Here is a 26,602-nt window from a genome sequence, read left to right as displayed (position 1 = left end):
ACTCGTCCATAGCAAAACTTTCGCCTTGGATGCTTCCTTTGTTTCATTCAGTTGTTTTGTTTGATCCTAGTATACCATGGATTTTGTTCAACGAAAGCCCTTTTTTGAGTCTTTTGTTTTTGTTCCATCTTCGTTTTCTTCGTTTTCTTCGTTACTGTTTTAACCAGTCCGCTGGATTCTTTTTCCATTCTTTTAACAAGGCTAATTCCGCTTCATCAATATATTTTTCGGCTAACGCTGTTTCGATCAAGACAGAATAATTCGTGAGAGTAAATAGTGGTAACTCTGCTTTGGCAAAATTTTCTTCACCTGCTGGTAGTTCATACGTAAAGATCGCTGCTACACCTAATACATTAGCGCCTTCTCTTTTGGCTGCTTCCGTTGCTTCTAAAACGCTTTGGCCTGTCGAAATCAAGTCTTCGATCACAACCATTTTTTGACCTTCAAAAATCCGTCCTTCGATTTGATTGCCTTTACCGTGATCTTTCGCTTTACTACGGATATAAACCATAGGCAAGTCCAAGATTTCTGCCACCCATGCAGCGTGAGGGATTCCTGCTGTTGCTGTACCAGCAATGACTTCCACGTCAGGGAATGCTTGCTTGATTTTTTCTGCTAACCCTTGAGCAATTGCTTTTCTGACTTTTGGATAGCTCATCGTGATGCGGTTGTCACAATAAATCGGGCTTTTTAGTCCACTTGCCCACGTGAATGGTTCATTTGGGCTTAAGAAAACCGCTTCAATAGCTAACAAATCTTTGGCAATGTTCTTTTCAATCGTATTCAAATTGATCGACTCCATTCTTCTTTGATTGTTTGATAGGCTTGGTAGGGATCTTTCGCTTGAGTGATTGGTCGTCCAACCACGATAAACGTTGAACCAATTCCTCGAGCTTGGGCAGGCGTGACGATCCTCGTTTGATCACCTGCGACGCTTCCTTCTGGTCTGATACCCGGAGAAAGGCAAATGAAATCTTGGCGGGTAGCTGCTTTGATGCCACTTACTTCTAAGGCAGAAGAAACAACGCCATCTAGTCCGGCAGCTTCGGCACATTTCGCATAATGGATCACACTTTCTTCTAAGGGAACTTGGATCAATTGATCATGATGCATATCCGCTTCACTCGTTGAAGTAAGCTGAGTGATTGCTAATAACAATGGGCGTTTTTTGCCAGCAGGAGTTCCTTCTTCTAGCCCACGTAGTGCCGCTTGCATCATTTTGATTCCGCCAGCTGCATGGACACAAGTGATATCCACGCCTAGTTTTGCTAACCCACGCATGGCTTTTTCCACCGTGTTAGGGATATCATGAAGTTTCAAGTCTAAAAATACTTCATGTCCAGCATCTTTCAACCAACGAACAATAATCGGTCCTTCCTGATAAAATAATTCCATTCCGATTTTTACAAATAATTTTTCCTCTTCAGGGAATAGTTGCATAAATTGTTCCACTTCTTGCCACGTCGAAAAGTCTAAAGCAATAATTGGTCGTTGGTTCATTTCATTCGTTCCTCTCTTACTTCTTTGATTAGTTGTTGGAGGGATTCGATCCCTAATTCTGCCATTCGTACGGGTAGTTCTTCAATCAGTTTCGGACAAATGTACGGATCCGTAAAATTAGCTGTTCCTACTGCCACGGCACTGGCTCCTGCCATGAACATCTCTAAGACATCGTCAACAGTTTGGACACCGCCCATACCAATGATCGGTAACTCGGAAACAGCGGCGACTTGATGGATCAAACGAATCGCCACTGGTTTGATCGCAGGACCAGAAAGACCGCCTGTCTGGTTGGCTAAAATAGGTTGACGTGTTTTCAGATCAATCCGCATACCAAGTAGTGTATTGATCATCGTAAAGCCATCTGCCCCACCGCTTTCGATTGCTTGTGCGATAGGTACGATATCCGTCACATTAGGGGAAAGTTTCACATAAACTGGTACACTTGCAACCTTTTTGACAGCTTGTGTCAATTGAAAGGCAACGTCTGGGTCTGTCCCAAAGGCAATGCCGCCATGTTTGACATTCGGGCAAGAAATATTCAACTCGATCGCTTTGACATTCGGCGCTTCACCAATTTTACGACAAACCTCGACATAGTCTTCTTCACAGGCACCAGCGACATTCGCAATGATAGGTAAATCTGGATAGACAGCTAATTCTGGTAACAGTTCATTCATGACAACTTCCAGACCGGGATTTTGCAATCCGATCGCATTCAACATACCGGAGGGTGTTTCCGCCACACGTGGGGTGGGATTACCAAACCTTGCATGCGGCGTTGTCGCCTTGACCATGATCGACCCTAATTGATTCAAATCGTAATATTTCCCATATTCTTTTCCAAATCCAAAGCATCCACTGGCTGGCATGATCGGATTTTTCAATTCCAAACCTGGGAGCTTAACTGCTAAGGGATTACTCATAAGACAACCTCTCCTACTTTAAAAATTGGCCCCTCGTCACAAACCTTGACACTTTTTGTTCCAGTTTCATCATCCGGTCGATGACAAACGCACGCATAACAAGCACCGATACCACAAGCCATTCGTGATTCTAATGATAATTGGACATTTGGATGATCCGCAAAAAGTTGTTCGACTGTTTTTAAGAGACCATTTGCACCACAAGCAAAGACAGCTTTTGGTTGCTTATGAGTACTCATTAGCAGATTCCCGACGTTTCCATGGATCCCATAAGTACCATCATCCGTCGCTACTCTGGTTTCACCTAATTCATGAAACTTTGCTTCATGGTACATGACTTCTTTTGATGCAAATCCTAAAAAATTAGTCACTTTTATGCCACGTGTAGTCAGTTGTTTGGCTAATTCATATAAAGGTGGGATACCAATTCCTCCCCCTACGATGAACACTTCATCTCCTGCGGACAACCCAGATAGATCAAAGCCATTGCCTAATGGCCCTAAAACGTCTAAAGAATCGCCAGCTTTCAACGTAGAAAATTCTTTCGTTCCTTCACCTTCGATTCGATAGATGATCTGGCAAGTGTAGTTTTGTTGATCAATCGAATGGATACTGATGGGGCGGCGTAAAAGCAAATCTGCTCTAGGTACTCGAATATGCAAAAACTGCCCAGGTATTAACATTTCTTTGACCAATTCTCCTTTTAAAGTCAATTCATAAATACGTGGTGCTAGTTGTGTTTGTTGAATGATTGTCATGACTTCTTGCTTCATATCTGCTCTCCTCTTTGGGATTTTTTCATTGCCAAACATCTCGACAAAAGTGATCCTTTCAACCAATGTCAGTAACAAGGCGAACGAAAATGATCACTTTTATCTCTGTTTAGGTGCCTACAAGCTATTTTAACTATTACTTAATCGTTATAGGAACTGTCACTTTAGAACATGCTGATCAAATCGCTTGTGTCGAAAAAGCTCGAGACTCCATTACCCGAATGATCGCATCCGCTGTATCTAATGAAGTAAATAAAGGAATACCATGTTCAACTGCTTCTCGGCGAATGATAAATCCGTCTTTCGAGGCATTTCCTCGATCTTTATCGATGGTATTAACAACGACCTGTGCTTTTCCTTCTCGAATCAACTCAACAACATTTTTCTCCGTTGCTTTTTCAGAGATTTTAGCAACAGGCGTGACGATCAGCCCATTTTTTTCAAAATAAGCTGCCGTATGCTTGGTAGCTAATAGGCTGTAACCAATTTCTGAAAAACGTTTAGCTAGCGCTAACGCTTCTTCTTTAGTTTCATCAGCAATCGTGAACAAGACGGCACCATAATCTGGTAGGCGTAGACCTGATGCTTCAAACGCTTTGTATAATGCTTTATCTAAGTTTTGATCAGAGCCCATGACTTCTCCAGTAGATTTCATTTCAGGTCCTAAGTAGGTATCCACTTGTTGCAATTTAGTAAACGAGAACACAGGAGCTTTCACATGGACAGCGTTTGATTCTGGATATAAGCCATTCGTAAAGCCTAAGTCACTTAACTTTTCACCTAAGATCGCTTTTGTGGCGATTTGAGCCATCGGTATTCCTGTAACTTTACTTAAAAACGGAACCGTTCGACTTGCACGAGGATTGACTTCGATCACGTAAACTTGATTGTCGTGGATCACGAATTGGATATTCATCATACCGATACAGTTTAAACCACGAGCTAAGCGAATCGTATAGTCTTCAATGGTTTGTTTGATCTCTGCTGAGAGTGCTTGTGGCGGATAAACAGCCATGGAATCCCCCGAATGGACCCCTGCACGTTCAATGTGTTCCATGATTCCAGGGATTAGAACTGTTTCCCCATCACAAATGGCATCTACTTCACATTCACTTCCAAGCAAATAACGGTCAATCAAAACAGGATGTTCTGGGGAAGCTTTCACTGCATGTTCCATATAATCTTCCAAATCTTGTTGATTTTCAACGATTTCCATTGCTCGACCGCCCAAGACATAACTTGGTCTGACAAGAACCGGATAACCGATTTTTGAAGCGATTCCTACTGCTTCTTCTTTACTAGTTGCAGTATCACCTAGTGGCTGAGGTACTTCCAGGCTTCTTAACGCTTGTTCAAATAAATCACGGTTTTCAGCTCGATCTAGATCTTCAATTGTAGTACCTAAAATTTTGACCCCCGCTTGAACTAATGGCTCCGCTAAATTGATAGCTGTCTGACCACCAAACTGGACGATTACCCCAATCGGTTGTTCAAGTTCAATGACATTCATCACATCTTCAAAAGTCAGTGGTTCAAAGTACAGTTTATCAGAGATCGAGAAATCGGTTGAAACTGTTTCAGGATTGCTATTCATGATAATGGCTTCATAACCTGCTTGTTGGATCGCTTTAACTGAATGGACCGTTGCATAGTCAAACTCGACCCCTTGACCGATTCGAATGGGTCCAGAGCCTAAGACAAGAACAGAATCTTTTTCGGATCGTTCACTTTCATTTTCAACTTCGTATGAGCTGTAAAAATAAGGCGTCTGTGAAGCAAATTCAGCCGCACACGTATCGACCATTTTGTATACGGGTTTGATGTCGGATTTTTCACGAAGCTCTCTGATCTGCTTTGGTTCAGTTTTCCACAGTTCAGCAATCTTTTGATCTGTAAACCCATTTTGTTTCACAGTACGTAAGACGTTTTCATCTTGCGGGTGTTCCAACAGTTCAGTTTCTAGTTCAACGATATGGAGCAATTTGTCTAAAAAGAACAAATCGATCTTTGTCAACTCCGCCAGTTCTTCAATTGGATAGCCGCGGCGGATCGCCTCTGCGACATAAAATAAGCGATCATCTTGGGCACGGACGACTTTTTCGATCAATTCACTATCATCGATCATGTTTAGTTCTGGTAGTTCCAAATGGTGTGTCCCGATTTCTAAAGAGCGAACGGCTTTTAATAGGGATTCTTCAATATTACGACCAATCGCCATTACTTCGCCAGTTGCTTTCATTTGAGTTCCTAAAACTCGTTCCCCATTCTCAAATTTATCGAATGGCCAACGAGGGATCTTAGCAACGACGTAGTCCAAAGCTGGTTCAAATTCTGCATAAGTCGTTCCCGTTACTGGATTCTTCATTTCATCAAGCGTCAAACCTAATGCGATCTTAGCTGCCAATTTTGCAATCGGGTAACCAGTTGCTTTACTTGCTAAAGCAGAAGAGCGTGAAACACGTGGGTTAACTTCGATCACATAATAATTGAAGCTATGTGGATCAAGTGCAAGTTGGACATTGCAGCCGCCTTCGATTTTCAATGCACGAATAATCGCTAATGATGCATCACGCAACAGCTGGTATTCATGATCTGAAAGGGTCTGACTTGGGGCGAAGACGATCGAATCGCCTGTGTGGATACCCACTGGGTCAAAATTTTCCATGTTACAAACAACAATGGCATTATCAGCCGAGTCACGCATAACTTCGTATTCAATTTCTTTGAATCCTGCAATACTGCGTTCGATCAAACATTGGGTCACTGGAGAAAGGCTCAGACCATTTTCTGCGATCACTCGAAGTTCTTCTTCATTTTTACACATTCCACCACCCGTTCCACCTAATGTGAAAGCGGGACGAACGATGATTGGATAGCCAATTTTATTAGCAAATTCGACTGCTTCTTCAACAGTTGTGACGATTTCAGATTCGGGGATTGGTTGATTCAGTTCTTCCATCAACTTTTTAAATAAATCACGATCCTCTGCTTGATCGATAGCAGATAATTTTGTCCCTAACAGCTCAATGCCTAGTTCATCTAAAATACCAGATTCTGCTAGTTCCATTGCCATGTTCAAGCCTGTTTGTCCGCCTAATGTCGGTAACAAAGCATCAGGACGTTCTTTTCGCAAGATCCTTGAAACAAATTCTAGTGTGATCGGTTCGATATACACTTGATCGGCAATTTCTTGATCAGTCATGATCGTTGCGGGATTGGAATTTACTAAAACGACCTCATATCCTTCTTCTTTCAAAGCAAGACAAGCTTGGGTTCCGGCATAGTCAAATTCCGCCGCTTGACCAATGATGATCGGACCTGATCCAATCACCATAATTTTTTTGATATCTGTACGTTTTGGCATGTTTATTTCTCCTCTCCTGCATCCATCATTTCCATAAATTCATCAAATAAATGAAGCGCATCATGTGGACCGGGAGCTGCATCAGGATGGAATTGGACGCTAAACGCTGGATAATGACGATGTCTAATTCCTTCCACAGTCCCATCATTTACTTCTACATGGGTGATCAGCAACTGATCTGGATCAACTGTTTTTTCATCCACAGCATAGCCGTGATTTTGAGAAGTAAAATCGATCCTTCCAGTCGCGATTTCTCGGACAGGATGATTCAAGCCACGATGACCAAATTTCATTTTATAGGTATCCGCACCATTAGCTAAGGCAAACAATTGATGCCCTAAACAGATCCCGAAAATTGGTATTTTCCCTTGGATTTCTCGAATCATTTCAATAGCTTCTGGTACGTCTTTTGGATCTCCTGGTCCATTCGTCAGCATGACGCCATCCGGTGCTAGGGAGAGAATTGTTTTTGCATCCGTATTATAAGGTAATACGGTTAAATTGCAGTTTCTTTTACTTAGTTCACGCAAAATACTATGTTTCAAACCAAAATCAATGACAGCCACATTTTTTCCAGTTCCAGGACTTGGATATGGTTTACTCGTTGAGACTTGTTGCACTTGGTTTGTAGCTAAAACGGTCGCTTTCAATTGATCAAAAGCATGTTCAAAGGAATCACCAGCATCCACGATACTCGCTTTCATCGTTCCAACTTGACGAATTTTTCGTGTCAATGCCCGAGTATCAACCCCTGAAATTCCAGGGATACCTTTTCGTTTCAAAAACTCGTCCAATGTCATTTGACTCCGCCAATTAGAAGCCACTCTCGCATGTTCTTTGACGACTACGCCCTTGCAAGTTGGTGCGATGGATTCATAATCATCACGGTTGACACCGTAATTTCCCACCATCGGATACGTAAAGGTAATGATTTGCCCATTGAAACTTTGGTCTGTGATCGTTTCTTGATATCCTGTCATGCTGGTAGTAAACACGATCTCGCCAAACACATTATTATTCGCTCCAAATGCTTTTCCTTTAAAAACTGTTCCGTCTTCTAAAATCAATAATCGTTCCATTTGCTTCACTCCCCTTTGTGCCACGCCAATTTTCCATCAACGAATGTTCCTAATGTTTCGCCCTTGACGTTCCATCCAACAAAAGGTGTGTTTTCGCCTTTCGATAAGAAATCTTTCTTATCGATTGTACTTGAGTGTTCAATATCGAAAATAGCTACGTCAGCTGGTGCCCCAACTGTCAATGTCCCAGCCTCTAACTGGAAGATTTCCGCTGGCTTGGTAGCCATCCAGTTGATCACTTGTTCGAGTGTGAAACGATTGGTTTCAACAAAGTGCGTATAAATCAGTTGGAAAGCTGTCTCACTTCCTACGATCCCAAATGGTGATTCTAAGAAACTTTTGCTTTTTTCTTCTAATCCGTGTGGCGCGTGGTCAGTCGCAATACAATCAATCGTTCCATCAAGAAGTCCTTCGATCAACGCTTCTCGATCTTCCTTTCCTCTTAATGGTGGGTTCATTTTCCAAAAGCCGAAGTCTTCGGGGATATCTTCATCGATCAAGATCAAATGATGGGGAGAAACCTCTGCTGTAACGTGGATACCCGCTTTTTTGGCATCACGAATGACCCGCACGCTTTCCTTGGTAGAAACGTGACAGACGTGATAGTGCACACCTGTTGCTTCAGCTAAAAGGAGATCCCGTGCGATTTGTGAGGATTCAGTTACACTTAAAATACCTGGTAAACCTAGTTCTTTTGCTTTATCACCAGCATGCATCACTCCACCGAATAGTAATGATTCATCTTCCGTATGTGCTACCAGTGCTTTGTTATTTTTTGCTGCTTCTTTCATGGCTTGATACATCGTTCCGGCGGTCTGAACACCCACGCCATCATTCGTAAATGCAAATGCTCCTGCTTTAATCATCGCTTCTTGATCCACTAAGACTTCACTTCGAAGATTTTCAGTGATCGGTGCATATTGCAAGACTTTGACCACTGCATCTCGTTTGATCAAGTCATAGACCTGTTCTAATTTTTCCGGGGTATCAGGTACAGGGTTCAGATTAGGCATGGCACAAACAGTTGTAAAGCCGCCTCTTGCCGCTGCTTTAGTACCAGCTGCAATCGTCTCCTTGTATGTAAATCCTGGCTCTCTTAAATGGACATGGACGTCCACTAAACCAGGTGTGATCAGTTGTCCTTTGGCATCAAACACTTCATCAAATTCAGCCTCGGAAAATCCTTCGCCGATTGCTTTGATTTTTCCGTTTTCGATCCAAATTTCTGCAGGTGTTGTTTCATTGTTTCGTGTATTGATTTGACCGTTTTTAATGAGTGTTTTCATCTTTTCTTCCTCCTAGCTTTACGCTTTTCCGTTTAGTACTGCTTCTAAGATCGCCATTCTAACAAAGACGCCATTGCTCATTTGCTGTACGATTCGTGATTGTAGTCCTTCCACAAGGGAGTCAGCTAATTCGACATCACGATTGACTGGCGCTGGGTGCATGATGATCGCATGCTTTTGTAATTTCTTCGCACGTTCGACTGTTAATCCATACTCTTGGTGATAGGCTTCTTTTGAAAAACTTTCTTTCCCATCATGACGTTCATGTTGTACGCGAAGCATCATCATGACATCCACTTGTTCTAATAATTCATCTAATGGCAGGTAGTGCCCATAGACTTCAAATTCTTCATCGTACCATTCGCGTGGACCTGAAAAGAAGACTTGTGCTCCTAATCGTTTCAGCATTTGCATGTTTGATTTTGCTACTCGTGAGTGTGTGATATCCCCAACGATCGCTACTTTCAATCCCTCAAAGTAACCAAATTCTTCGTAGATCGTCATCAAATCAAGTAAGCATTGTGTTGGATGTTGACCACTTCCGTCACCACCATTGATAATCGAGCATTGGATTGTTTTACTTTGGATCAATTCATCATAGTAATTTTCATCTCCATGGCGGATTACTGCAACATCCACACCGAGCGCAGACATCGTCAAGACCGTATCATAAAGGGTTTCCCCTTTTTGTACAGAACTCGTACTCGCTTCAAATTCAATCACTTCTAAGCCTAGTTTCTTTTCGGCTACATCGAAGCTCTTATGCGTACGAGTACTATTTTCAAAAAACAGATTCGTCGCAAAGTATTGCGGTTTTTGTGGTGTCCAGTTTGCTCCTTGTTTAAACTCTTGACCTCGTCGGATCAAGCCCATGACTTCTTGATCCGTTAAAGCTTCCACTGTCAATAAATGTTTTAAACTAATGCGTTCTGATTTGATGATCATGATAGTTCCTCCTTATTTTTCTTCGCTACGTGAAGTTTCGGGTAAGATAAGATTCAGAATGATACCAAGTACAGTTGCTAAAGCCATTGCTGATAACGTGAAGGTGCCTACTTCAAAAACCAAGCCGCCGATTCCGACCACTAAGATCACTGAAGCAATCAACAGATTTTTCTTTTTATCAAAATCGATTTTATTTTCGATCAAAATCTTCATTCCACTCGCTGCGATCACTCCGAACAAGATAAAGCTGATTCCGGAAATTACGGGACCTGGGATACTTAAGATCAAAGCGCTTAATTTGCCCACAAATCCTAAAATCACAGCGAAGACTGCTGCACCACCGATGACGAATACGCTGTGTACACGAGTGATTGCTAACACACCAATATTTTCCCCATAACTTGTAACTGGAGGACCACCGACGAAAGCTGCAACGATCTGCGCTAAGCCATCTCCCATCAATGTTTTGTGTAAACCTGGCTCTTCAAAGAAATTACGTTTGGTTAATTTATTCAAGACCATCAAATGTCCAATGTGTTCCGTCATCGTAACGAAAGCGATAGGTGCCATCGTCGTGATTGCTCCTAAGTAAAGCTTCGGTTCATATTGAACAAATGGAATCTCGAAGTTTGGTAAAGCGAACCATGCAGCATCAGCGATCGGCTTTGTATTGACGATTCCGAAGAGTAAAGCAACGAGGTAGCCGCAAATGATCCCTAACAAAATTGGAATAAGTCCTAAAAATCCTTTTAGCCACATGTTGAAGAAAATCGTCAATGCTAAAGTGATCAGTGCCACGGCTATATATTTAAAATCATAGTTGCCTTGGTTATACATTGCGTTCGTTGCAGCATTCGCTGCTAACCCCAAACCGATTACCATGATCACGGGACCAACGACAATCGGTGGTAAAATTTTGTCCAACCATGCTGAACCGATCTTTTTGATGATCCATGCGACGATCAAGTAAACCAGACCAGTCGTTACGGCTCCTTGGGCGATCGCTGGGTAACCATCAGTCTTCATCAGCATTTGCATAGCTGCGATAAAGGCAAAGCTACTACCCAAGTATGCTGGAATCTTTCCTTTAGTAGTAAAAAGATAAACTAATGTTCCTAATCCTGAGCTGACTAAGGCAATCCCTGGATCGATCCCCACTAAAATCGGCACAAGTACAGTAGCACCAAACATCGTAAAGAGATGTTGTAAACTTAAGCCGATCCAATGTCCTGTTTTTGGGCGATCGTGGATATCTAAAACCGCATCGTGATTATGGAATTTTTTCTGTTCTGACATATCAATTGCTCCTCTATTCTTCCTCTTTCAAAATCATGATTCGATCTTTGCCGTCAAGTTCTTGCATTTCGACTAAGATTTCTTCTGTTTTTGCTGTGGGAATGTTTTTCCCAACATAGTCTGCTCGAATCGGTAACTCCCGATGTCCCCTGTCTACTAAGACAGCCAGAGAAATTTTTCTAGGACGACCATAGTCCATTACTGCGTCCATCGCTGCTCGAATCGTTCGTCCAGTGTAAAGGACGTCATCGATCAAAATCACTTCTTTTCCTTCTAGTGAAACGGGAATATCTGAAGAATGAAGTTCTGCTTCAGCTGGTGTTTCTTTTTTATCATCACGATACAATGTGATATCCAGCTCTCCGACCGGAACTTCGATGCCTTCTAGTTGCTTCAAACGATCGGCAACTCTTGATGCGATGTAAATGCCTCTTGTTTTTATCCCAATTAAGACAACATCTTGAATCGTCTGATTTCTTTCAATGATTTCATAAGTGATACGTGTCAATGCCCGCTTCATGGTTACTTGATCCACAACTTCTTTTGCTTGCATGTTTGTTTCCTCCTTTTTTATACACAAAAAAACTCCTGCCCTAAGAGGACAGGAGGAATGTCTAGACTGAGTGTACATTTAGATACACTGATAGTTATACTACGTCATTGAGTAATCGATGTTATGGCGCACCATAGCTCTCTTACCCACACCCTTCTTAGCCTCACGGGACTAAACTTAAAGGAACTGATATGAATTTTTTATGCTTTCGTTGTTAAATACTATACCGTTATCTAAATCAAAATGCAACACTTTTCCTTAGTTTTTCTAAAGTTTTTTCAAAGATTGTTGGAAGCGGTGCTTCAAAGACCATTTTCTGACCTGTGATTGGATGGGTAAAACCTAAGAGCTTCGCATGAAGAAATTGCCCATTTCCTTTCAATGTCTTACTTGGTCCGTAAACTGGGTCTCCAGCTAAAGGATAGCCTATATATTTCATATGCACACGGATCTGATGGGTCCTACCTGTTTCTAACGTCAACTCCACCAACGTAAAATCATTGAATCGTTCCAAGACATTAAAATGGGTCACGGCTGGTTTGCCATCTTCTCTGACTGCCTGCATTTTACGGTTCACTTTTGATCGACCGATCGGTGCGTTGATCGTTCCTTTTTCATGAGGAATCACTCCATGGACTAACGCTACGTATTTACGTAAAGAAGTTTTATCTTTTAATTGCTTGGCCCAAGATTCATGTGCTAAATCATTTTTCGCTACCATCAACAAACCTGAAGTATCTTTATCGATTCGATGGACGATCCCTGGACGGATCACACCATTGATCGACGAAAGATCTTTTACATGATACATTAAAGCATTGACCATCGTACCATTCGGATGACCTGCTGAAGGATGGACGACCATGCCTTGTGGTTTGTTGACAACAGCAACCGCTTCGTCTTCATAAACGATTTCTAATGGAATGTCTTCTGCTTCAATTGAAAGGGTCTCTGGTTCTGGCACAGCGATCACGATTTCATCATTTTTCTTCACTTTATAATTTGCTTTCACCACTTGTCCGTTGACCGAAACGGCACCATCTTTGAGCCAAAGCTGGATTTGTGAACGACTATAATCGTTGAATAAACCTGTGAGTACTTTATCGATCCGTCCTGTTTCTGTTTGAATCGTTGCGTTTAATTCTGTCATTTTTTCCCTTGTTCCTTTTCATCTAAAATAATATATATCAAAATAAGAATCACACCACAAACAAGTGTCATATCAGCTACATTGAAGATCGGAAAATTCATAAAATCTGTTTGGAACATATCGACGACATATCCCAGTCTTACACGATCAATAAAATTCCCAATAGCTCCTGCCAAAATAAAACTTAGTCCTGTCAGCAACCATCGATTGCCCTGTTTGCGATTCTTGACCATCAATGTCACGACAACAATGACAGCAACCACTGTGATTATGACGAAAAACCACATCTTCCCTTCAAGCATACTCCAAGCTGCCCCAGTATTGCGTATATGATTCAACGATAAGACGCCTGGAATCAATGTCTTCGTTTCGCCTAAAGATAAATCATTGACGATCCACCATTTGACCCACTGATCAAGAGCCACTAATAATCCACTGATCATAAAATAAATTGCTAACAAAAAATCATTCCTTTTCTATTTGTTGATAAATATCTCTAGGTCTAATGATCCCCAGTAAGTTGCCGTCAGGATGACCATCTTTGGTAATCAGGACTGCTTCTAGAGTTCCTTGTTCCCGAAACATTGTTTCCACTTCATAAACATAAGTATGTTCAGCTACAAAACGATAATTCGTATATTTGCCATCACTAAAAATCAAATCAGCCGCTTTTTTATCTGTTAAATCAATGGTCCCTTTTTGACTTTCCTTTGCTAGCCAAAAACCAATGACCCGCAATGTCACAAGCGCTACGAATTTCCCTTTATTATACAAAGGAAACTGTGAGTATCGTTTTTTGGCAACCGTTCCTAATAAATCAAGTAAAGGAAGATCTCGTTCAAAACCTGTGACATGTTTCGCAAAGCGAGGTAAAACCTTTGCTGGACGAATCAAGTCTTCTTCAATCTGCTGGATCTTATTGACTGCCCAATCATTGGGTTCAGCAATCACAAAATCCACAGCAATCCGATCGTGAACAATGGCATTTCGTAACTGCGCCAGCTGAAGCAAATCTTCTTCATATTGACGAATCACTGCTTTTTTGCGTTGGGCAAGTCGCCGAACTAACTCAGTAAATCCCATATTGCGGGCGTTACCCATTTCATCTCTCATCCATTTTTCGATCCGATTAAAACTACTTAAAAAAATATCAGAGTTTGCCATCTTTCTCCTCCTTGATTACATAGGCTTGGTTTTTGATGAAAAAAAAGAAGCCAATCATTACAAGTACCACGAACATACTATAAATTAGATTGTGTAACCACAATGCGCTTAATCCACTTCCTAAAAATAAAAAGGGATAAATCTGTAACAATAAGAGATTCATTGTAATGACGTATCCTTTGGACGGATGCGTTATTGTATACACTGGACTTTTTAACCAATAAAACGAAACTTGCATTGTAAAAGGTGCTTCTAACTTAAGTAAAACCGATTGATTATGATTCAATTGTCCTTTTTTCTTTCCATTGATCCGCAGTTGGATCGGACTACCCATGCCATAAAAACCTGTTCGTCTTGTCACTCGTACGTCCATAACGCCCCTCCTCCTGATGCTTTCTTAGTATACCGTAAAACACCCGAACAAGAAAGTAGATGTCTCAAAGTGTTTGAGTTCCCTATATTTAACTAATTTATAGACATTTTTTGCTCAAATGCAGCGAGTACAGCAAAAGTAGCCAACCAGCAAAACTATTAGAAATCTGTTGTAACATCTTTTTCACTCCTTATATATCCATTAAAAATGTTCGATCGAAAATAAAAGGATGACTCAACTATCCGTAATGAATAATTGTGTCATCCTTTTTTACTGTTTAGAAGTATTTTTTTCAACCTCACTTTTTGTAAATCTCCACTTGCTTTAACTACTTTATCGTTCATTGCTTTGCAACAACTAAGTAAAGAATAAAAAAAGAAATATACCCACACCATTATAAAAAACATGGGTCAATATGGCGTACCACACATTAGAAGTTTTTATATAAACGAATCCAAATAGAACGCCGCAGAAAAAAAGGTTGAAATTTCCTCCGTGTACGATTGAAAACAAGAATGAAGAGATTATGAGGAGAGAAGCCTTTGTTTTCCTGTCAGAATGTAAGCTGATTAGACTAAATCTAAAAATCATTTCTTCTAAAAATACACCGTACGTTGTAGCACTTATTATATATTTTTTCAATTCACTATTAGCTAAAGAATTTAGGGGTAAGCTATTTGTATCAGGCAAAGCAGTATTAATGACAATAATACTAACGATACAAAAGACTGCAATAAATATGAGTTTCAGCCATTGTATTTCTACTAATGATTGATAGAGAAGCTGGTGGAACAACACCAAAAACATAAAACTTAGGATCAACGGAAACCAAGAAATCCAATCAAATATGAAATCATATTTGATTGGGATCCCTATATTTGGGATCATAAAATAAATAATAAAGTAACTCAAGCAAAGAATGAATTTCCAATGTTTCTTAGTATTCCTATGTATCATATTGCTACATAATCAATATATTGTGTATTTGCTGTAGCAGTTTGAGTACGAATATATTTATTGTCTACTTTACGATAAACTCGGTAAGTGACCGTTATCCTTGCATTTTGACGATACTTCTTGAATTTTCCGTTTACTGAGTATTCGTTCCCGATTTTAATATTCATTCCGAAGATCGTTGCACCAATTGATAATGTGGTTTTTCTATTGTGGGTTTCTGTACCCGAATATGTACGATTTCCTTTAGAAATACGCCAACTTTGAGGTTGTGACCAAGTTTTTGTCTGAATCGATGGTTCGTCTAATACATAGTACTCATCATCACTACAAATTGCTATGCCAGAACTATTCGTTTCATCGGCTAATACTGGAACACACGGAGTTACAGCAGTTCCTAAAGTCAAAAGTGACGTAGACACCAAAATTGTTCTAAATAAATACTTTTTCAAAAATTTGCACTCCTATTTTAGTATTAAAAAAACGTTTTCTTCGCAATGATTATAAATCATTTTATTTTAGACATATGATTGCTATCATAAAAAGCTGTTTTGAACTCAAAATCATCCGTGAAACCGCCATTATTTATTTGTTGACTAACACAATATGTATAAAAACAAGTCAGCCCTTGTATGAACATATACAAGAGCTGACTTTATACTTTTTTTTGATCGAAAGGGAGCCTTTACCTAATTTTAGGTATTTACTCGTTTTTTGTGTATTCTCACTAAACATTTTTGATAGATGGCTTTTTTATGAAGCACCCTATCCTCTTTCTTTTTTAGAATAATCCCAGTACTTCCCCATCACTGGTAACATCCATATTCAATGCAGCTGGTTTTTTGGGAAGTCCCGGCATAGTCATGACATCACCTGTTAGCGCAACGATAAACCCAGCCCCTAATTTGGGAACGAACTCTCTGATGGTAATCGTAAATCCTTCAGGAGCGCCTAGAAGTGTCGGATCGTCAGAAAATGAATATTGGGTTTTCGCCATACAAATTGGCAGTTTATCCCAACCATTAAGGACAAACTCATCGATTTGTTTTTTTGCTTTTTTACTAAAATTGACACCTTTTCCACCATAAATCTCTTGGACGATCGTTGCCACTTTTTCTTCAATAGTCGCTGTCGGTTGATACAGGGGCTGATAATCTGCTTGCTGACTATCAATCGCACGAACGACCGCTTTGGCAAGTTCAATTCCACCGTCTGCGCCATGCTCCCAAACACTTGCTCGTTTTACGATCACCCCTTGATTTTCGCAAAGACGTTCTAACAAAGTAAATTCAGCTTCCGTATCTGTCACGAACTCGTTGATCGCAACGATTACTGGGATATGGTATTTCTCCATATTGTGGATATGACGTTTTAAATTACTGAATCCTTTTTCCAATGCTGCTAAATTTTCCGTTTTCAACTCTTCTTTAGTTGCACCGCCATGCATTTTCAAGGCACGAACTGTTGCTACGATCACGATCGCATCAGGCGCCTTTTTCAAATTCGGAACTTTGATATCTAGGAATTTTTCTCCACCTAGATCTGCACCAAATCCAGCTTCAGTCACCACATACTCCCCTAATTTAAGAGCTGTTTGGGTAGCTAAAACACTATTACACCCGTGAGCAATATTGGCAAAAGGACCGCCATGGACAAATGCTGGCGTGCCATAAATCGTTTGTACTAAGTTTGGTTTGATCGCTTCTTTTAATAGCAGTGCCAATGCGCCTTCTGCTTTGAGATCACCAGCTGTCACTGGCTTTTGATCAAAGGTATAACCGACAACAATTCGAGCTAAACGAGCTTTTAAATCATCGATGTCTGTTGCTAAGCATAAAATCGCCATGATTTCACTTGCTACGGTGATGTCAAAGCCATCTTCTCTCGGTACACCTTGAATCGGACCGCCCAAGCCAACAATCACTTTTCGCAGTTCGCGATCATTCAAATCGACGACACGTTTCCAGATCACACGACGTGAATCGATTCTCAGTTCATTCCCTTGATGGATATGATTGTCCAAAAGTGCAGACAATGCATTATTAGCAGACGTAATCGCATGCATATCGCCAGTAAAGTGTAAATTGATATCTTCCATTGGTAATACTTGTGCATAGCCTCCGCCGGCAGCACCACCCTTGATTCCCATGACTGGACCAAGGGAAGGTTCTCTTAACGCAATCACTGCTTTTTTACCAATTTGATTCAATGCGTCCCCAAGACCTACCGTGATGGTCGATTTACCTTCTCCAGCTGGTGTAGGATTGATGGATGTAACTAAAATCAAGTGACCATCTGGTTTTTTCTTTAATTTCTTGATGGTGGAAAAATTGATTTTCGCTTTATATTTTCCGTAAAGCTCCAGGTCATCTTGTTGGATATCCAATTTTTCCGCAATTTTAATAATCGGTTTTAACTCTGTTTCTTGTGATATTTGTAGATCGCTCTTCATCAAATTGCCCCTTTACACGAACTTTATGCCCAAAACAAAAGAATTTGTTCAGTTATATCTATTATACCTTTTTTTATTTTAAAACAAAATAGGCAAGATTGCTTTTTTAATTTAATTGACGTATATATAAATACTCTTTATAATGTTAGTTATGATCAGACTTTAGAAAGGTCGTGAGAGCTTTGACCACAGGAACTGTGAAATGGTTTGACAACAAAAAAGGATATGGATTTATTAGTTATGATGAAACAGAAGAAATATTCGTCCATTTTACTGCAATTGAAGAAGAGGGATTCAAAACCCTTGAAGAAAATCAATCTGTAGAATTTGAAATAATCGAAGGAAACCGTGGGGCACAAGCCGCTCATGTCAAAAAAATGATCTTATAAGAAAGTTTCAACAATAAGTAACTTCTCTTCAAAACAGAAGAGATTGCATCAAAAATATTCAATTTAAAGAAAGACCGATACTCCGCAAAATGTTCTTTGCAAAGTATCGGCTTTTTTATAATTTTATAATTGCTTGAACGATAGAAAATCAACTTATGCTGCGTCTCTTCCATACAGTACAACGTTCACTAATATTACAAAATCTCACTTTTCAATATAAAGATACATATTTCTGTTTGTTTTCTGATCCTATCGAAAGAAGGTTATCTCGAATTTATCAGATGATTTGAAAAAGACTGCTCGACTGTATTGAAAACTTGATTTCTAGCGTTTGCTTTAATATTTTTTACAAATTTCTTTTCTTTTTTCTTCGCTATTATTTCTTCTCGTTGTATCTATGCATCCTTCTCACTTATTTCCGAGTGAATGATGTCTTTCGCATCAGATTGTTTTCTTTTCAACATTAATTGCCATTTTAAAAGAATCTTTCTAAATCGAGACAACGGATTTAAAGAATCGACAATCCGAGCAAGGGCTTGATTGTTATATAGCCTTGGTTGATAATCTTTTTTGATTTGCTTTTATACCATTTTTTTACCGAACTTTTCTAATAACTAGTTTCAACGGTCACTTTCACTATTTATGATTCGTTCATTTATGTATCTTCTTGAACTGGTTCCTGAAGTTATTTCCTGCGAATCAAGCCCAGCCATGATATTTTTAAAGTCCTGAAGGTTATAACCCTGTGTTTTGCTGTTTTCTTTTAAAAATTGCCAACCATTTATCACTCCTAATTGCTCAAAACACTGAATCCAACGATTGACATCAAAACTATGTGAACCCATAGAAAGATTCATCTCGTTGAGGTGATAGATGTCTGTTGACTCCTGGAGTAGCCCTTTTGCTGATTCGCTAAATTTCTTGAAATTTGCGCATTTTTCCAACTCGCTTGATTTGTTGCACGGACAGATAGCGAACGTATTTCTTGTTTATTATTCGAACTACCTTGTTTCACTCTTGATGTCTGTGCTTTTTTCATCTGTGTTCTTTTGCCATTTTCCTTTCTTTTATTTAGCTTTTCCAAGTGCATTCTCCGTAGTTTTGTACCTCTCGTTTTCCATATTCCTTTTATCTTCCTACCGTTCCTCCGCCATAGTCTCACTATCTTCCTACCGTTTCTCCGCCATAGTCTCGATAGCTTCGCACCTCTTCTCTTGAGAATGCCTGTTTTCTTCCAAATTCGGTAGAGATCTTCAAACATTTTTTTTATTTCCACGTCCGTTTTTCTCCTTATACTTTTTCTGTAAGTTTTATTATAAATTAGAAAAATTGTTATCTTACTTCTTTTTTTCCTTTAAAAAATATTTAGTGCAAATTTTTTATAATATCCTTTATGTTATTAAGTTATATATCCCTTGGTTGAATGGTCAGGTGTCCATTACTTTATCGAAAGTTACTGGTCGAACATCATATCATCCATTTTTCTAGGGTCAAGTTCATACAAACGTCAGCAAGACACAATCAAGCCGAAGAATCTCACCCTGATCATAAAATGATCTTCGGATTCTTCGGCTTGTTTTCTCAGAGGTTATATATAGTTATGTTTCTCTCGCAGCTATTTTATATCTGCTAAATCAATTGGTTTAAACAAGTAAAATCAATCAGCTAGTTGTATTTACTTGGTTGTTAGTGCTTTGTTGCTCTTTACCTTCAGAATAGTAGGACAAAAAAGCTGTCTGACTTTTTTTGCGCATCAGATAGAAGGTTGGCTCAGCCTTCCCTACATATTTAATCTTTACGCCTCTTTTGACCGGTGTTACAGAGTCAATATCTTGTAGCGGGATATTTTGGTCCTTCCAAAAAGCAGCATATTTAATTTTGATTGCATGGTTTTTCAAAATAAATGACCGACGATACCCAAGAAAAAGAAAAATTAAAAATAGCCCCATCACTAAGTTACTTTTCCAATAGGGTCTAGTGTTTTCAAGTGATAAAATCAAACTAAAAAATAAAATGATCAAAGATAAAGACCAATAGATGATTGTCTGCGCCCATTCCGGCTGCCAGCGAATTATTTTTTTCATTCTTTAACCTCGCATCTATTTGTAATGGTATAATTATAGCATAACACTATTTTTATAAAAAGGAGAGCTTCCTTATTATGATCAAAGTATACATTGATGCTTCCACAAAAGGCAATCCAGGACCTAGTGGTGGAGGGATTTTAATTATCCATGAAAATAAACAAGAACAGCTTACCGTCCCACTTTCGGATGGCTCCAATCATCAAGCTGAATTCGAAGTCTTTTTAAAAACTTTAGAAATTTTAAAGGAAAAAGGCTGGGTCAATGAAACAATTCTCTGTTATTCCGATAGCAAAGTACTTGTTTCTACAATCGACAAAAACCATACGAACAACGAAAGTTTCTCTTCCCTTCTATATGAGATCCAACAATTACTCGCTCAGTTCCATTTACTCATCTTACAATGGATTCCCGAGAGTAAGAATAAAGGGGCGGATAATCTGGCACGCCAAGCGCTTCAAAAACAATTAAATCCATAAAAAAAAGACTTTTTAGCTACTTACTAAAAAGTCTTTTTAAAGTTTCTGATTTAATAGAGAAGATAATTGTGATCAAAAGTAATATCGAGTTCAAAAGAACCAACCTTTTTCTCAATAGCTTGACGAATCTTTTCTTCTAAAACATCATCTGGTAACTTGAAATTCTGAGGAACTACAATATCGAATTGCAACTCTTTCCCTTTACGTATGATCCGTAAATCGTGCAACCTCAACTCTTCCCCCAACTCTTTGATAATTTGTCTCAATTGTTTCAATATCTTACGGTATTGTTCATTATGGATTGCTACCGGATCTAGATGACAAACTAAATCTACATCCAAAGTCTTTTTAAAGTCTTTTTCGATAATATCAATGATTTTATGTGCTTCATTCAAGTTTAAACTGTCGTCAACTTCAATATGAACAGAAGCAAACTTTTTGTTTGGTCCATAATTATGAACCAACAGATCATGAAAACCTAAAATCGATTTATAAGAACTTAATTGTTTTTCCATTGTTTTGATTTCTTCAGCTGTTGGACGGCTACCTAGTAATTCATAGACAAAATCACGTAACATCATGATCCCACTAAAAATAATGTACCCGGCTAAGACAAAACCAACATAACCATCAATACGCCAGCCAGTGAATCTTTCGATACCTGCAGATACTAAAACAGCTAACGTCGTGAATACATCATTGTAACTATCTTTGGCTGTCGCTTTTAGTGCTTCTGACTGAATTGTTTTTGAAAATCTAGTGTACATACGTCCTTGTAAAAGTTTTAACAGAATCGAAAATATCAGGACAAGAAACACGATCGGTGTCAGGACTAAATGTTCCGGCCGAAAAATTTTCCGTATAGAAGCGTCCAAAAATTGAAACCCTACATACGTAATGATGATGGAAACAAATAAGCCACTGATATATTCAAATCGTTCATGTCCAAATGGATGTTCTTGGTCTGCGGGTTTTGCAGCAATCTTAAACCCAACAAGCGTCAAAATGGATGAAGCTGTATCGGATAAACTATTGATAGCATCCGCCATGATCGAAACACTGCCAGAAAAAAGGCCGATCATAAACTTCGCAACAAACAATAACATATTTGAGATAAGACCTAAGATTCCTGCTATAATGCCTTTTTTGGTACGTTCTTGCCCACTAATCGTTTTTTGTTCTTTTGACACTTTTTCGCTTCCTTTATTCTTTATTCTGGTTTGAGTGGCGTTGCAGCAAACAGCGCTTTAGCAATCAGTGGCGTAATGATTCCGGCACCTATCGCTTCCGGAATCCCATTGATTGCGGCAACTCCTGCCAAAGTTTTAAATAATAGATCCGCATCTACGCCATACGCATCAGCAGTTGCCCCAGTATAAAACAGTCCCATAAACCCTAGAACTAAAAGTGTATTCACGAGTGAGCCAAATACTCCTGCTAAAACCGAACCAACGACTACAGAATGATAACGTTGATAAATCCAATGAAAAATGATTCCTGCAACTAAACCAACTAAAACTCTAGGAACAACTGAAATGATCGGATTGGTAAAGACGAGGGTATCAAATGGGGTCGTAGGCATGGCGTAAGCACGAATGATCGTGGCGATCCCCCAAAACAAACCAATGACCATGCCGTCTTTCGGTCCTAATACAACCGCAGCAACGATAACTGTTATGTGAATAATCGTCAAACTAATAAATCCTAAAGGAATAAACCCTAACCATGGAACCATTGCTTGAACGATAATGATTGCTAATAAAATCGCTCGTAAAACTAAACGAAAAGTTTTATTTTTACTATTCAATTTTACCCCCTCCTTTTTATTCTAATCGTAAAAGGTTTTGCTTTTTTGTCAATTAATTACTCTCAAAGAAAATGCTGATTGGTTGCATTCAGTTCTCATAAAATAAACCGAATTTGTCAACGGGATTTCCGTTTCAAACAAATTCGGTAGAACTTTTCTTTAACAAATAGGAGGATTCAATACTCCTTGAACAAAAAAAGTCGTTCTTGAGCCCTTTAGCATGTATGAAAATAAATAGTATTATCGGTGCTTCCTTAAGCAATAAGCGATCAGTGTTTAAACTATGAAAAGCTGTTTAAAAAATGACCGCTTACTCGCTTCAATGAAAGCATTCTATTCCCCATTATTTGCTAAAACAAGGTCAAGTATTCGCTCCTTGAAATAAGTTTTTTCTCTCCCAAACATAAAATACCGTTTCAAAAGGAGGTTATTATCATCTGAGCTATTCGACGCTTTCCCATTTTATTTGGAAAAGTATTTAAAGTTGATTATTGATTAGACAACCATGTTTTAGCTTCTGATAAAGCATCTGGGATACCAGCAGGGTTTTTCCCACCTGCTTGCGCCATATCAGGGCGACCACCACCGCCACCACCAACTTTTGGTGCGATTGCTTTGATCAAGTCACCAGCTTTTAGCCCAGCATCATTTGCTTCTTTCGTCATAGCGACTAACAAACTAACTTTTCCGTCTTGTTCATTTGCCAAAACAAGAATATCGGAAATGTTTTTTTGTTTCCATTGGTCTGCTAATTGACGTAATTGGTTCATATCTTTTACTTTTACTTGTGCAGTAATCATTGAATGACCACTAACTGTTTCCACATTTTTAAAGACATCGCCTGCTTGTTGGTTCGCTAGTTTACTTGCTAATTGTTCATTTTCTTTTTGTAGTTCTTTTAGTTGTTGTTGTAATTGTTCTGTTTTTGATACAACCTCTTTTAATTGAGGTGATTTGACAATTGTGGCAACTTCTTTTAATTGTTTTTCTTCTGCTTCCAATAACTCATATGCTTCTTTACTTGTTACAGCTTCGATCCGACGAACACCGGCACCGATTCCTGATTCAGAAACGATTTTAAAGATCCCAATATTTTCAGTATTTGTTACATGGGTTCCACCACAAAGTTCGATAGACCATCCACCAATGTTCACTACACGGACTTCTTGACCATATTTTTCACCAAATAAAGCCATAGCACCCATATTCTTAGCGGTATCGATATCTGTTTCGATGGTTTCTACTGGGATTGCTTCCCATATCTTCTCATTAACGATTCGTTCCATTTTTACTAATTCATCTGCTGTGATTTGTCCAAAATGAGTAAAGTCAAAGCGTAAATGTCCAGGAGCAACTAAAGAACCAGCTTGGTTTGCATGTTCCCCTAAAACTTCTTTTAAAGCTTTATGCAATAAGTGAGTCGCTGTATGGTTTTTGATAATGCGATTTCTCATCGGTACATCGATCAATAAGTGGTAAACTTCGCCTTCAGTCAATGTTGAAAGCACTTCTACGGTATGCATAAATTGTCCATTCGGTGCTTTTTGAACGTCAACAACTGTCGCAACCGTTTCTCCAGAGGCATCAATGATCCAACCTTGATCAGCCACTTGTCCGCCCATTTCTGCATAAAACGGTGTTTGATCAAAAATCAATTGACCTTGTCCAGCAGACAATTCACTCACTAGTTCTTCATCTTTGATAATCACCAATAGTTTGCTGTCTGATTCAACTTGATCATAGCCAATAAATTTACTATCCACTTTGATATCTGTTAATAGGGCAGATTGGACTCCCATTGATTTTTCTGTACTACGAGCAGCACGCGCACGTTGTCTTTGTGCTTCCATTTCTTTTTCAAAGCCTTCATAATCGACTTTCAAGCCTTCATCTTCTGCCACTTCTTCGGTCAACTCCACTGGGAAACCGTAAGTATCATATAATTTGAAGATATCTTTTCCAGCAAGTGTTGTTCCATTTGCTTTTTTGACTTCAGCGATCACTTGATTCAAGATTTCAAGACCTTCGTTGATTGTTTCATTGAAACGTTCTTCTTCGGTACGAACTACTTTTTCAATAAATTCTTTTTGTTGAAGGACTTCCGGATAATAGCTAACCATGATTTCGCCAACTACTGGAACAAGATCATATAAGAAAGCTTTTTCGATCCCTAATTTTTTCCCGTGCATCACTGCTCGGCGTAATAAACGACGAAGAACATAGCCACGACCTTCATTTGAAGGAAGCGCCCCATCTCCAATCGCAAAAGATAATGCTCGGATATGATCCGCAATTACTTTATAAGAAATGTCGGTTGTCGGGTTTTCACCATATTTTACTTGGTTACTTAGTTTTTCTACCGCATGAATGATCGGTAAGAACAAGTCTGTTTCAAAGTTTGTTGGTGCGTCTTGAACGATCGAAACCATCCGTTCCAGCCCCATGCCCGTATCAATGTTTTTATGTGGTAAAGGTTCAAATGTATTATCTGGTTTATGGTTGAACTCAGAAAATACTAGATTCCAAATTTCTAAATAGCGTTCGTTTTCTCCACCAGGGTAGTTTTCTGGATCATCTTCTGCGACATCATTGTATGCTTCGCCTCGATCATAGAAGATTTCTGTATCAGGACCACAAGGACCCGCACCAATATCCCAGAAATTATCTTCAACATCTACAATGTGATCAAGTGGTAAGCCGACTTCTTCATGCCAGATTCGTTTTGCTTCTGTGTCTTTTGGATAAACGGTAACATATAATTTTTCCGGATCAAATGCCATCCATTCAGGACTTGTTAAAAATTCCCATGCCCAATGGATTGCTTCATTTTTGAAATAATCACCAATAGAAAAATTCCCTAGCATTTCAAACATTGTGTGGTGACGTGCTGTCTTCCCTACATTTTCAATGTCATTCGTACGAATTGATTTTTGAGCGTTTGTGATGCGTGGATTTTCTGGTACGACAGAGCCGTCAAAATATTTTTTTAACGTAGCAACCCCTGAGTTGATCCATAAAAGCGTTGGATCGTTGACTGGAATTAATGATGCGCTAGGTTCAATCGTGTGTCCTTTTGATTGGAAGAAATCTAAAAACATTTGTCGAACTTGTGCACTGCTTAATTGTTTCATTTTATTACCTTCTTTCTTTATTTTAAACGACAAAAAAACACCCTCACAGCCAAGGACGAAAACTCGCGGTACCACCTTGGTTGCAATGATGTTCGATCATTACCTCTTGAACTCGATAACGCTGAGTAGCGTTGATATTTCTATCAATAAAAAAGGGAGCAATTTGTTTTTTTGACTATTCTTTTTTCAGCCTGGAAAGAATTTTCTGTAAGTCAGACTTAAACAAACCATGTCCTTTTCGTACTTTACAAGTATACGTATTCTATTTTATTCTGTCAACCGCTCTTTTCCTTCAACTCTTATTTCTTTCTAGAATATTTTTTGTTAAGCTTGAATTACGCCTATTAATCAAAAGGAGAATCGATGATGCAAGTTTATTTTGGAAACAAGTCCTGGATCAGAGGGGCGAGTTTTTATCTTCGTTATCAGGTATTTGTTCTGGAACAAGGCATTTTGCCAGAATTAGAATTTGACGAAACGGACACTTCTGATAACTACTTTCTGTTAATGGAAAACAATGTTCCAATTGCAACATTACGTTATCAAAAAAAATCGTCCACTTGTCTTAACCCCGATCGTTTTTGCGTCGCCAAAAATTATCGCCAACAAGGTTTCGGTCGTCAGCTGTTGTCCTTAGCTGAACAGAAAGCGAAAAAAGAAGGCTTGCTATCAAGTTACCTAGTAGCAGAAATGACTGCCCTTAGTTTCTATCAGCAACAAGGTTACGAGACTTGTACAGATCCTTTTATCGAGGATGGGATTACCTGCGTAGGGATGCAAAAAGAATTGATTTAAGATCTATTATCACTAGATTATCTGCTAAATGAACACTTAAAAACAGACCAAAGGAATGCAGAAGACATGCAATTCTTTGGTCTTTGAGCGTGAAGTCATGAC

The 26,602-nt window shown here is 39.2% G+C and carries 25 protein-coding genes; 3 read left to right on the top strand and 22 right to left on the bottom strand.

What is annotated here, in order from left to right:
• Positions 1–151: 151 nt before the first annotated feature.
• The 17 genes from pyrE to IGL28_RS06275 all read right to left on the bottom strand — a co-directional run bounded on the left by pyrE (position 152) and on the right by IGL28_RS06275 (position 17,815).
• On the bottom strand, positions 152–802 hold the full coding sequence (gene pyrE, locus IGL28_RS06355; RefSeq protein WP_164445105.1) for an orotate phosphoribosyltransferase: 651 nt from the start codon (positions 800–802) through the stop codon (positions 152–154).
• Positions 784–1,500 carry an orotidine-5'-phosphate decarboxylase gene (pyrF, locus tag IGL28_RS06350; protein ID WP_010719209.1) on the bottom strand — a complete coding sequence of 239 codons (717 nt, stop codon included), beginning with the start codon at positions 1,498–1,500 and terminating at the stop codon, positions 784–786. The genes pyrE and pyrF overlap by 19 nt, the downstream gene beginning before the upstream one ends.
• Positions 1,497–2,426 carry a dihydroorotate dehydrogenase gene (locus tag IGL28_RS06345; protein WP_034697879.1) on the bottom strand — a complete coding sequence of 310 codons (930 nt, stop codon included), beginning with the start codon at positions 2,424–2,426 and terminating at the stop codon, positions 1,497–1,499. The genes pyrF and IGL28_RS06345 overlap by 4 nt, the downstream gene beginning before the upstream one ends.
• Complete coding sequence (locus IGL28_RS06340) at positions 2,423–3,199, bottom strand: dihydroorotate dehydrogenase electron transfer subunit (RefSeq protein WP_081204066.1); 777 nt, start codon at positions 3,197–3,199, stop codon at positions 2,423–2,425. The genes IGL28_RS06345 and IGL28_RS06340 overlap by 4 nt, the downstream gene beginning before the upstream one ends.
• A gap of 178 nt (positions 3,200–3,377) precedes the next feature.
• On the bottom strand, positions 3,378–6,563 hold the full coding sequence (gene carB, locus IGL28_RS06335; RefSeq protein WP_081129046.1) for a carbamoyl-phosphate synthase large subunit: 3,186 nt from the start codon (positions 6,561–6,563) through the stop codon (positions 3,378–3,380).
• Positions 6,564–6,565: 2 nt separating this feature from the next.
• Positions 6,566–7,642 (bottom strand): carbamoyl phosphate synthase small subunit, encoded by a 1,077-nt coding sequence (locus IGL28_RS06330; RefSeq protein ID WP_034697869.1) that lies wholly within the window; start codon positions 7,640–7,642, stop codon positions 6,566–6,568.
• A 5-nt stretch (positions 7,643–7,647) separates the two neighbouring features.
• Entirely contained in the window at positions 7,648–8,928 is a 1,281-nt protein-coding gene (locus IGL28_RS06325; RefSeq protein ID WP_081129044.1) for a dihydroorotase, read from the bottom strand.
• Positions 8,929–8,946: 18 nt separating this feature from the next.
• Positions 8,947–9,873: an aspartate carbamoyltransferase catalytic subunit gene (locus IGL28_RS06320; RefSeq protein WP_010719215.1), complete on the bottom strand. Its 927-nt coding sequence runs from the start codon at positions 9,871–9,873 to the stop codon at positions 8,947–8,949.
• A gap of 12 nt (positions 9,874–9,885) precedes the next feature.
• Positions 9,886–11,169, bottom strand: coding sequence for a solute carrier family 23 protein (locus tag IGL28_RS06315; protein ID WP_081129043.1), 1,284 nt, complete (start codon positions 11,167–11,169; stop codon positions 9,886–9,888).
• Positions 11,170–11,182: 13 nt separating this feature from the next.
• Positions 11,183–11,722 carry a bifunctional pyr operon transcriptional regulator/uracil phosphoribosyltransferase PyrR gene (pyrR, locus tag IGL28_RS06310; protein ID WP_010719217.1) on the bottom strand — a complete coding sequence of 180 codons (540 nt, stop codon included), beginning with the start codon at positions 11,720–11,722 and terminating at the stop codon, positions 11,183–11,185.
• A 238-nt stretch (positions 11,723–11,960) separates the two neighbouring features.
• Complete coding sequence (locus IGL28_RS06305) at positions 11,961–12,872, bottom strand: RluA family pseudouridine synthase (protein WP_438843922.1); 912 nt, start codon at positions 12,870–12,872, stop codon at positions 11,961–11,963.
• Complete coding sequence (gene lspA / locus IGL28_RS06300) at positions 12,869–13,333, bottom strand: signal peptidase II (RefSeq protein ID WP_010719219.1); 465 nt, start codon at positions 13,331–13,333, stop codon at positions 12,869–12,871. Before lspA ends, IGL28_RS06305 begins: the two co-directional genes overlap by 4 nt.
• Before the next feature lie 4 nt (positions 13,334–13,337).
• Positions 13,338–14,036, bottom strand: coding sequence for a CBS domain-containing protein (locus tag IGL28_RS06295; protein WP_010719220.1), 699 nt, complete (start codon positions 14,034–14,036; stop codon positions 13,338–13,340).
• A complete protein-coding gene (locus IGL28_RS06290) occupies positions 14,023–14,409 on the bottom strand; it encodes a hypothetical protein (RefSeq protein ID WP_010737532.1) in 387 nt (128 codons plus the stop codon). Before IGL28_RS06290 ends, IGL28_RS06295 begins: the two co-directional genes overlap by 14 nt.
• A gap of 357 nt (positions 14,410–14,766) precedes the next feature.
• Positions 14,767–15,000 carry a CPBP family intramembrane glutamic endopeptidase gene (locus IGL28_RS06285; RefSeq protein WP_229060502.1) on the bottom strand — a complete coding sequence of 78 codons (234 nt, stop codon included), beginning with the start codon at positions 14,998–15,000 and terminating at the stop codon, positions 14,767–14,769.
• Between the two features lie 362 nt (positions 15,001–15,362).
• The gene (locus IGL28_RS06280) at positions 15,363–15,815 is read right to left on the bottom strand and encodes an LMxysn_1693 family intestinal colonization protein (protein ID WP_081129041.1); all 453 of its coding nucleotides are present in this window, start codon (positions 15,813–15,815) and stop codon (positions 15,363–15,365) included.
• Positions 15,816–16,144: 329 nt separating this feature from the next.
• A complete protein-coding gene (locus IGL28_RS06275; protein WP_081204064.1) occupies positions 16,145–17,815 on the bottom strand; it encodes a formate--tetrahydrofolate ligase in 1,671 nt (556 codons plus the stop codon).
• Positions 17,816–17,997: 182 nt separating this feature from the next.
• On the opposite strand from IGL28_RS06275, the gene IGL28_RS06270 reads away from it, so the two are divergent.
• On the top strand, positions 17,998–18,204 hold the full coding sequence (locus IGL28_RS06270) for a cold-shock protein (protein WP_010719225.1): 207 nt from the start codon (positions 17,998–18,000) through the stop codon (positions 18,202–18,204).
• Between the two features lie 853 nt (positions 18,205–19,057).
• On the opposite strand, the gene IGL28_RS06265 is transcribed toward IGL28_RS06270, so the two are convergent.
• Entirely contained in the window at positions 19,058–19,288 is a 231-nt protein-coding gene (locus IGL28_RS06265; RefSeq protein ID WP_228011854.1) for a hypothetical protein, read from the bottom strand.
• A gap of 577 nt (positions 19,289–19,865) precedes the next feature.
• On the bottom strand, positions 19,866–20,288 hold the full coding sequence (locus IGL28_RS06260) for an EbsA family protein (RefSeq protein ID WP_034697854.1): 423 nt from the start codon (positions 20,286–20,288) through the stop codon (positions 19,866–19,868).
• Between the two features lie 77 nt (positions 20,289–20,365).
• Between IGL28_RS06260 and IGL28_RS06255 the strand changes: the two genes are divergently transcribed.
• Positions 20,366–20,767, top strand: a complete 402-nt coding sequence (locus tag IGL28_RS06255; protein WP_010719229.1) for a ribonuclease HI family protein — start codon at positions 20,366–20,368, stop codon at positions 20,765–20,767.
• A 50-nt stretch (positions 20,768–20,817) separates the two neighbouring features.
• Here the strand turns inward: IGL28_RS06255 and IGL28_RS06250 are convergent, their stop codons facing one another.
• From IGL28_RS06250 to alaS, 3 genes are all read right to left on the bottom strand, one after another.
• Positions 20,818–21,957 (bottom strand): cation diffusion facilitator family transporter, encoded by a 1,140-nt coding sequence (locus tag IGL28_RS06250; RefSeq protein WP_034697851.1) that lies wholly within the window; start codon positions 21,955–21,957, stop codon positions 20,818–20,820.
• A 20-nt stretch (positions 21,958–21,977) separates the two neighbouring features.
• Entirely contained in the window at positions 21,978–22,574 is a 597-nt protein-coding gene (locus tag IGL28_RS06245; RefSeq protein WP_010737525.1) for an ECF transporter S component, read from the bottom strand.
• Between the two features lie 488 nt (positions 22,575–23,062).
• The gene (gene alaS / locus IGL28_RS06240; RefSeq protein WP_081129037.1) at positions 23,063–25,705 is read right to left on the bottom strand and encodes an alanine--tRNA ligase; all 2,643 of its coding nucleotides are present in this window, start codon (positions 25,703–25,705) and stop codon (positions 23,063–23,065) included.
• Positions 25,706–26,071: 366 nt separating this feature from the next.
• Between alaS and IGL28_RS06235 the strand changes: the two genes are divergently transcribed.
• A complete protein-coding gene (locus IGL28_RS06235; RefSeq protein WP_014834680.1) occupies positions 26,072–26,500 on the top strand; it encodes a GNAT family N-acetyltransferase in 429 nt (142 codons plus the stop codon).
• Positions 26,501–26,602 lie beyond the last annotated feature (102 nt).

Origin of the sequence: Enterococcus sp. AZ077 (assembly GCF_051714965.1) — a bacterium.
Lineage (GTDB): Bacteria > Bacillota > Bacilli > Lactobacillales > Enterococcaceae > Enterococcus_B > Enterococcus_B hirae.
Note: the sequence above shows the minus strand (reverse complement) of the source record. Positions and strands in the feature narration are given on the sequence as shown.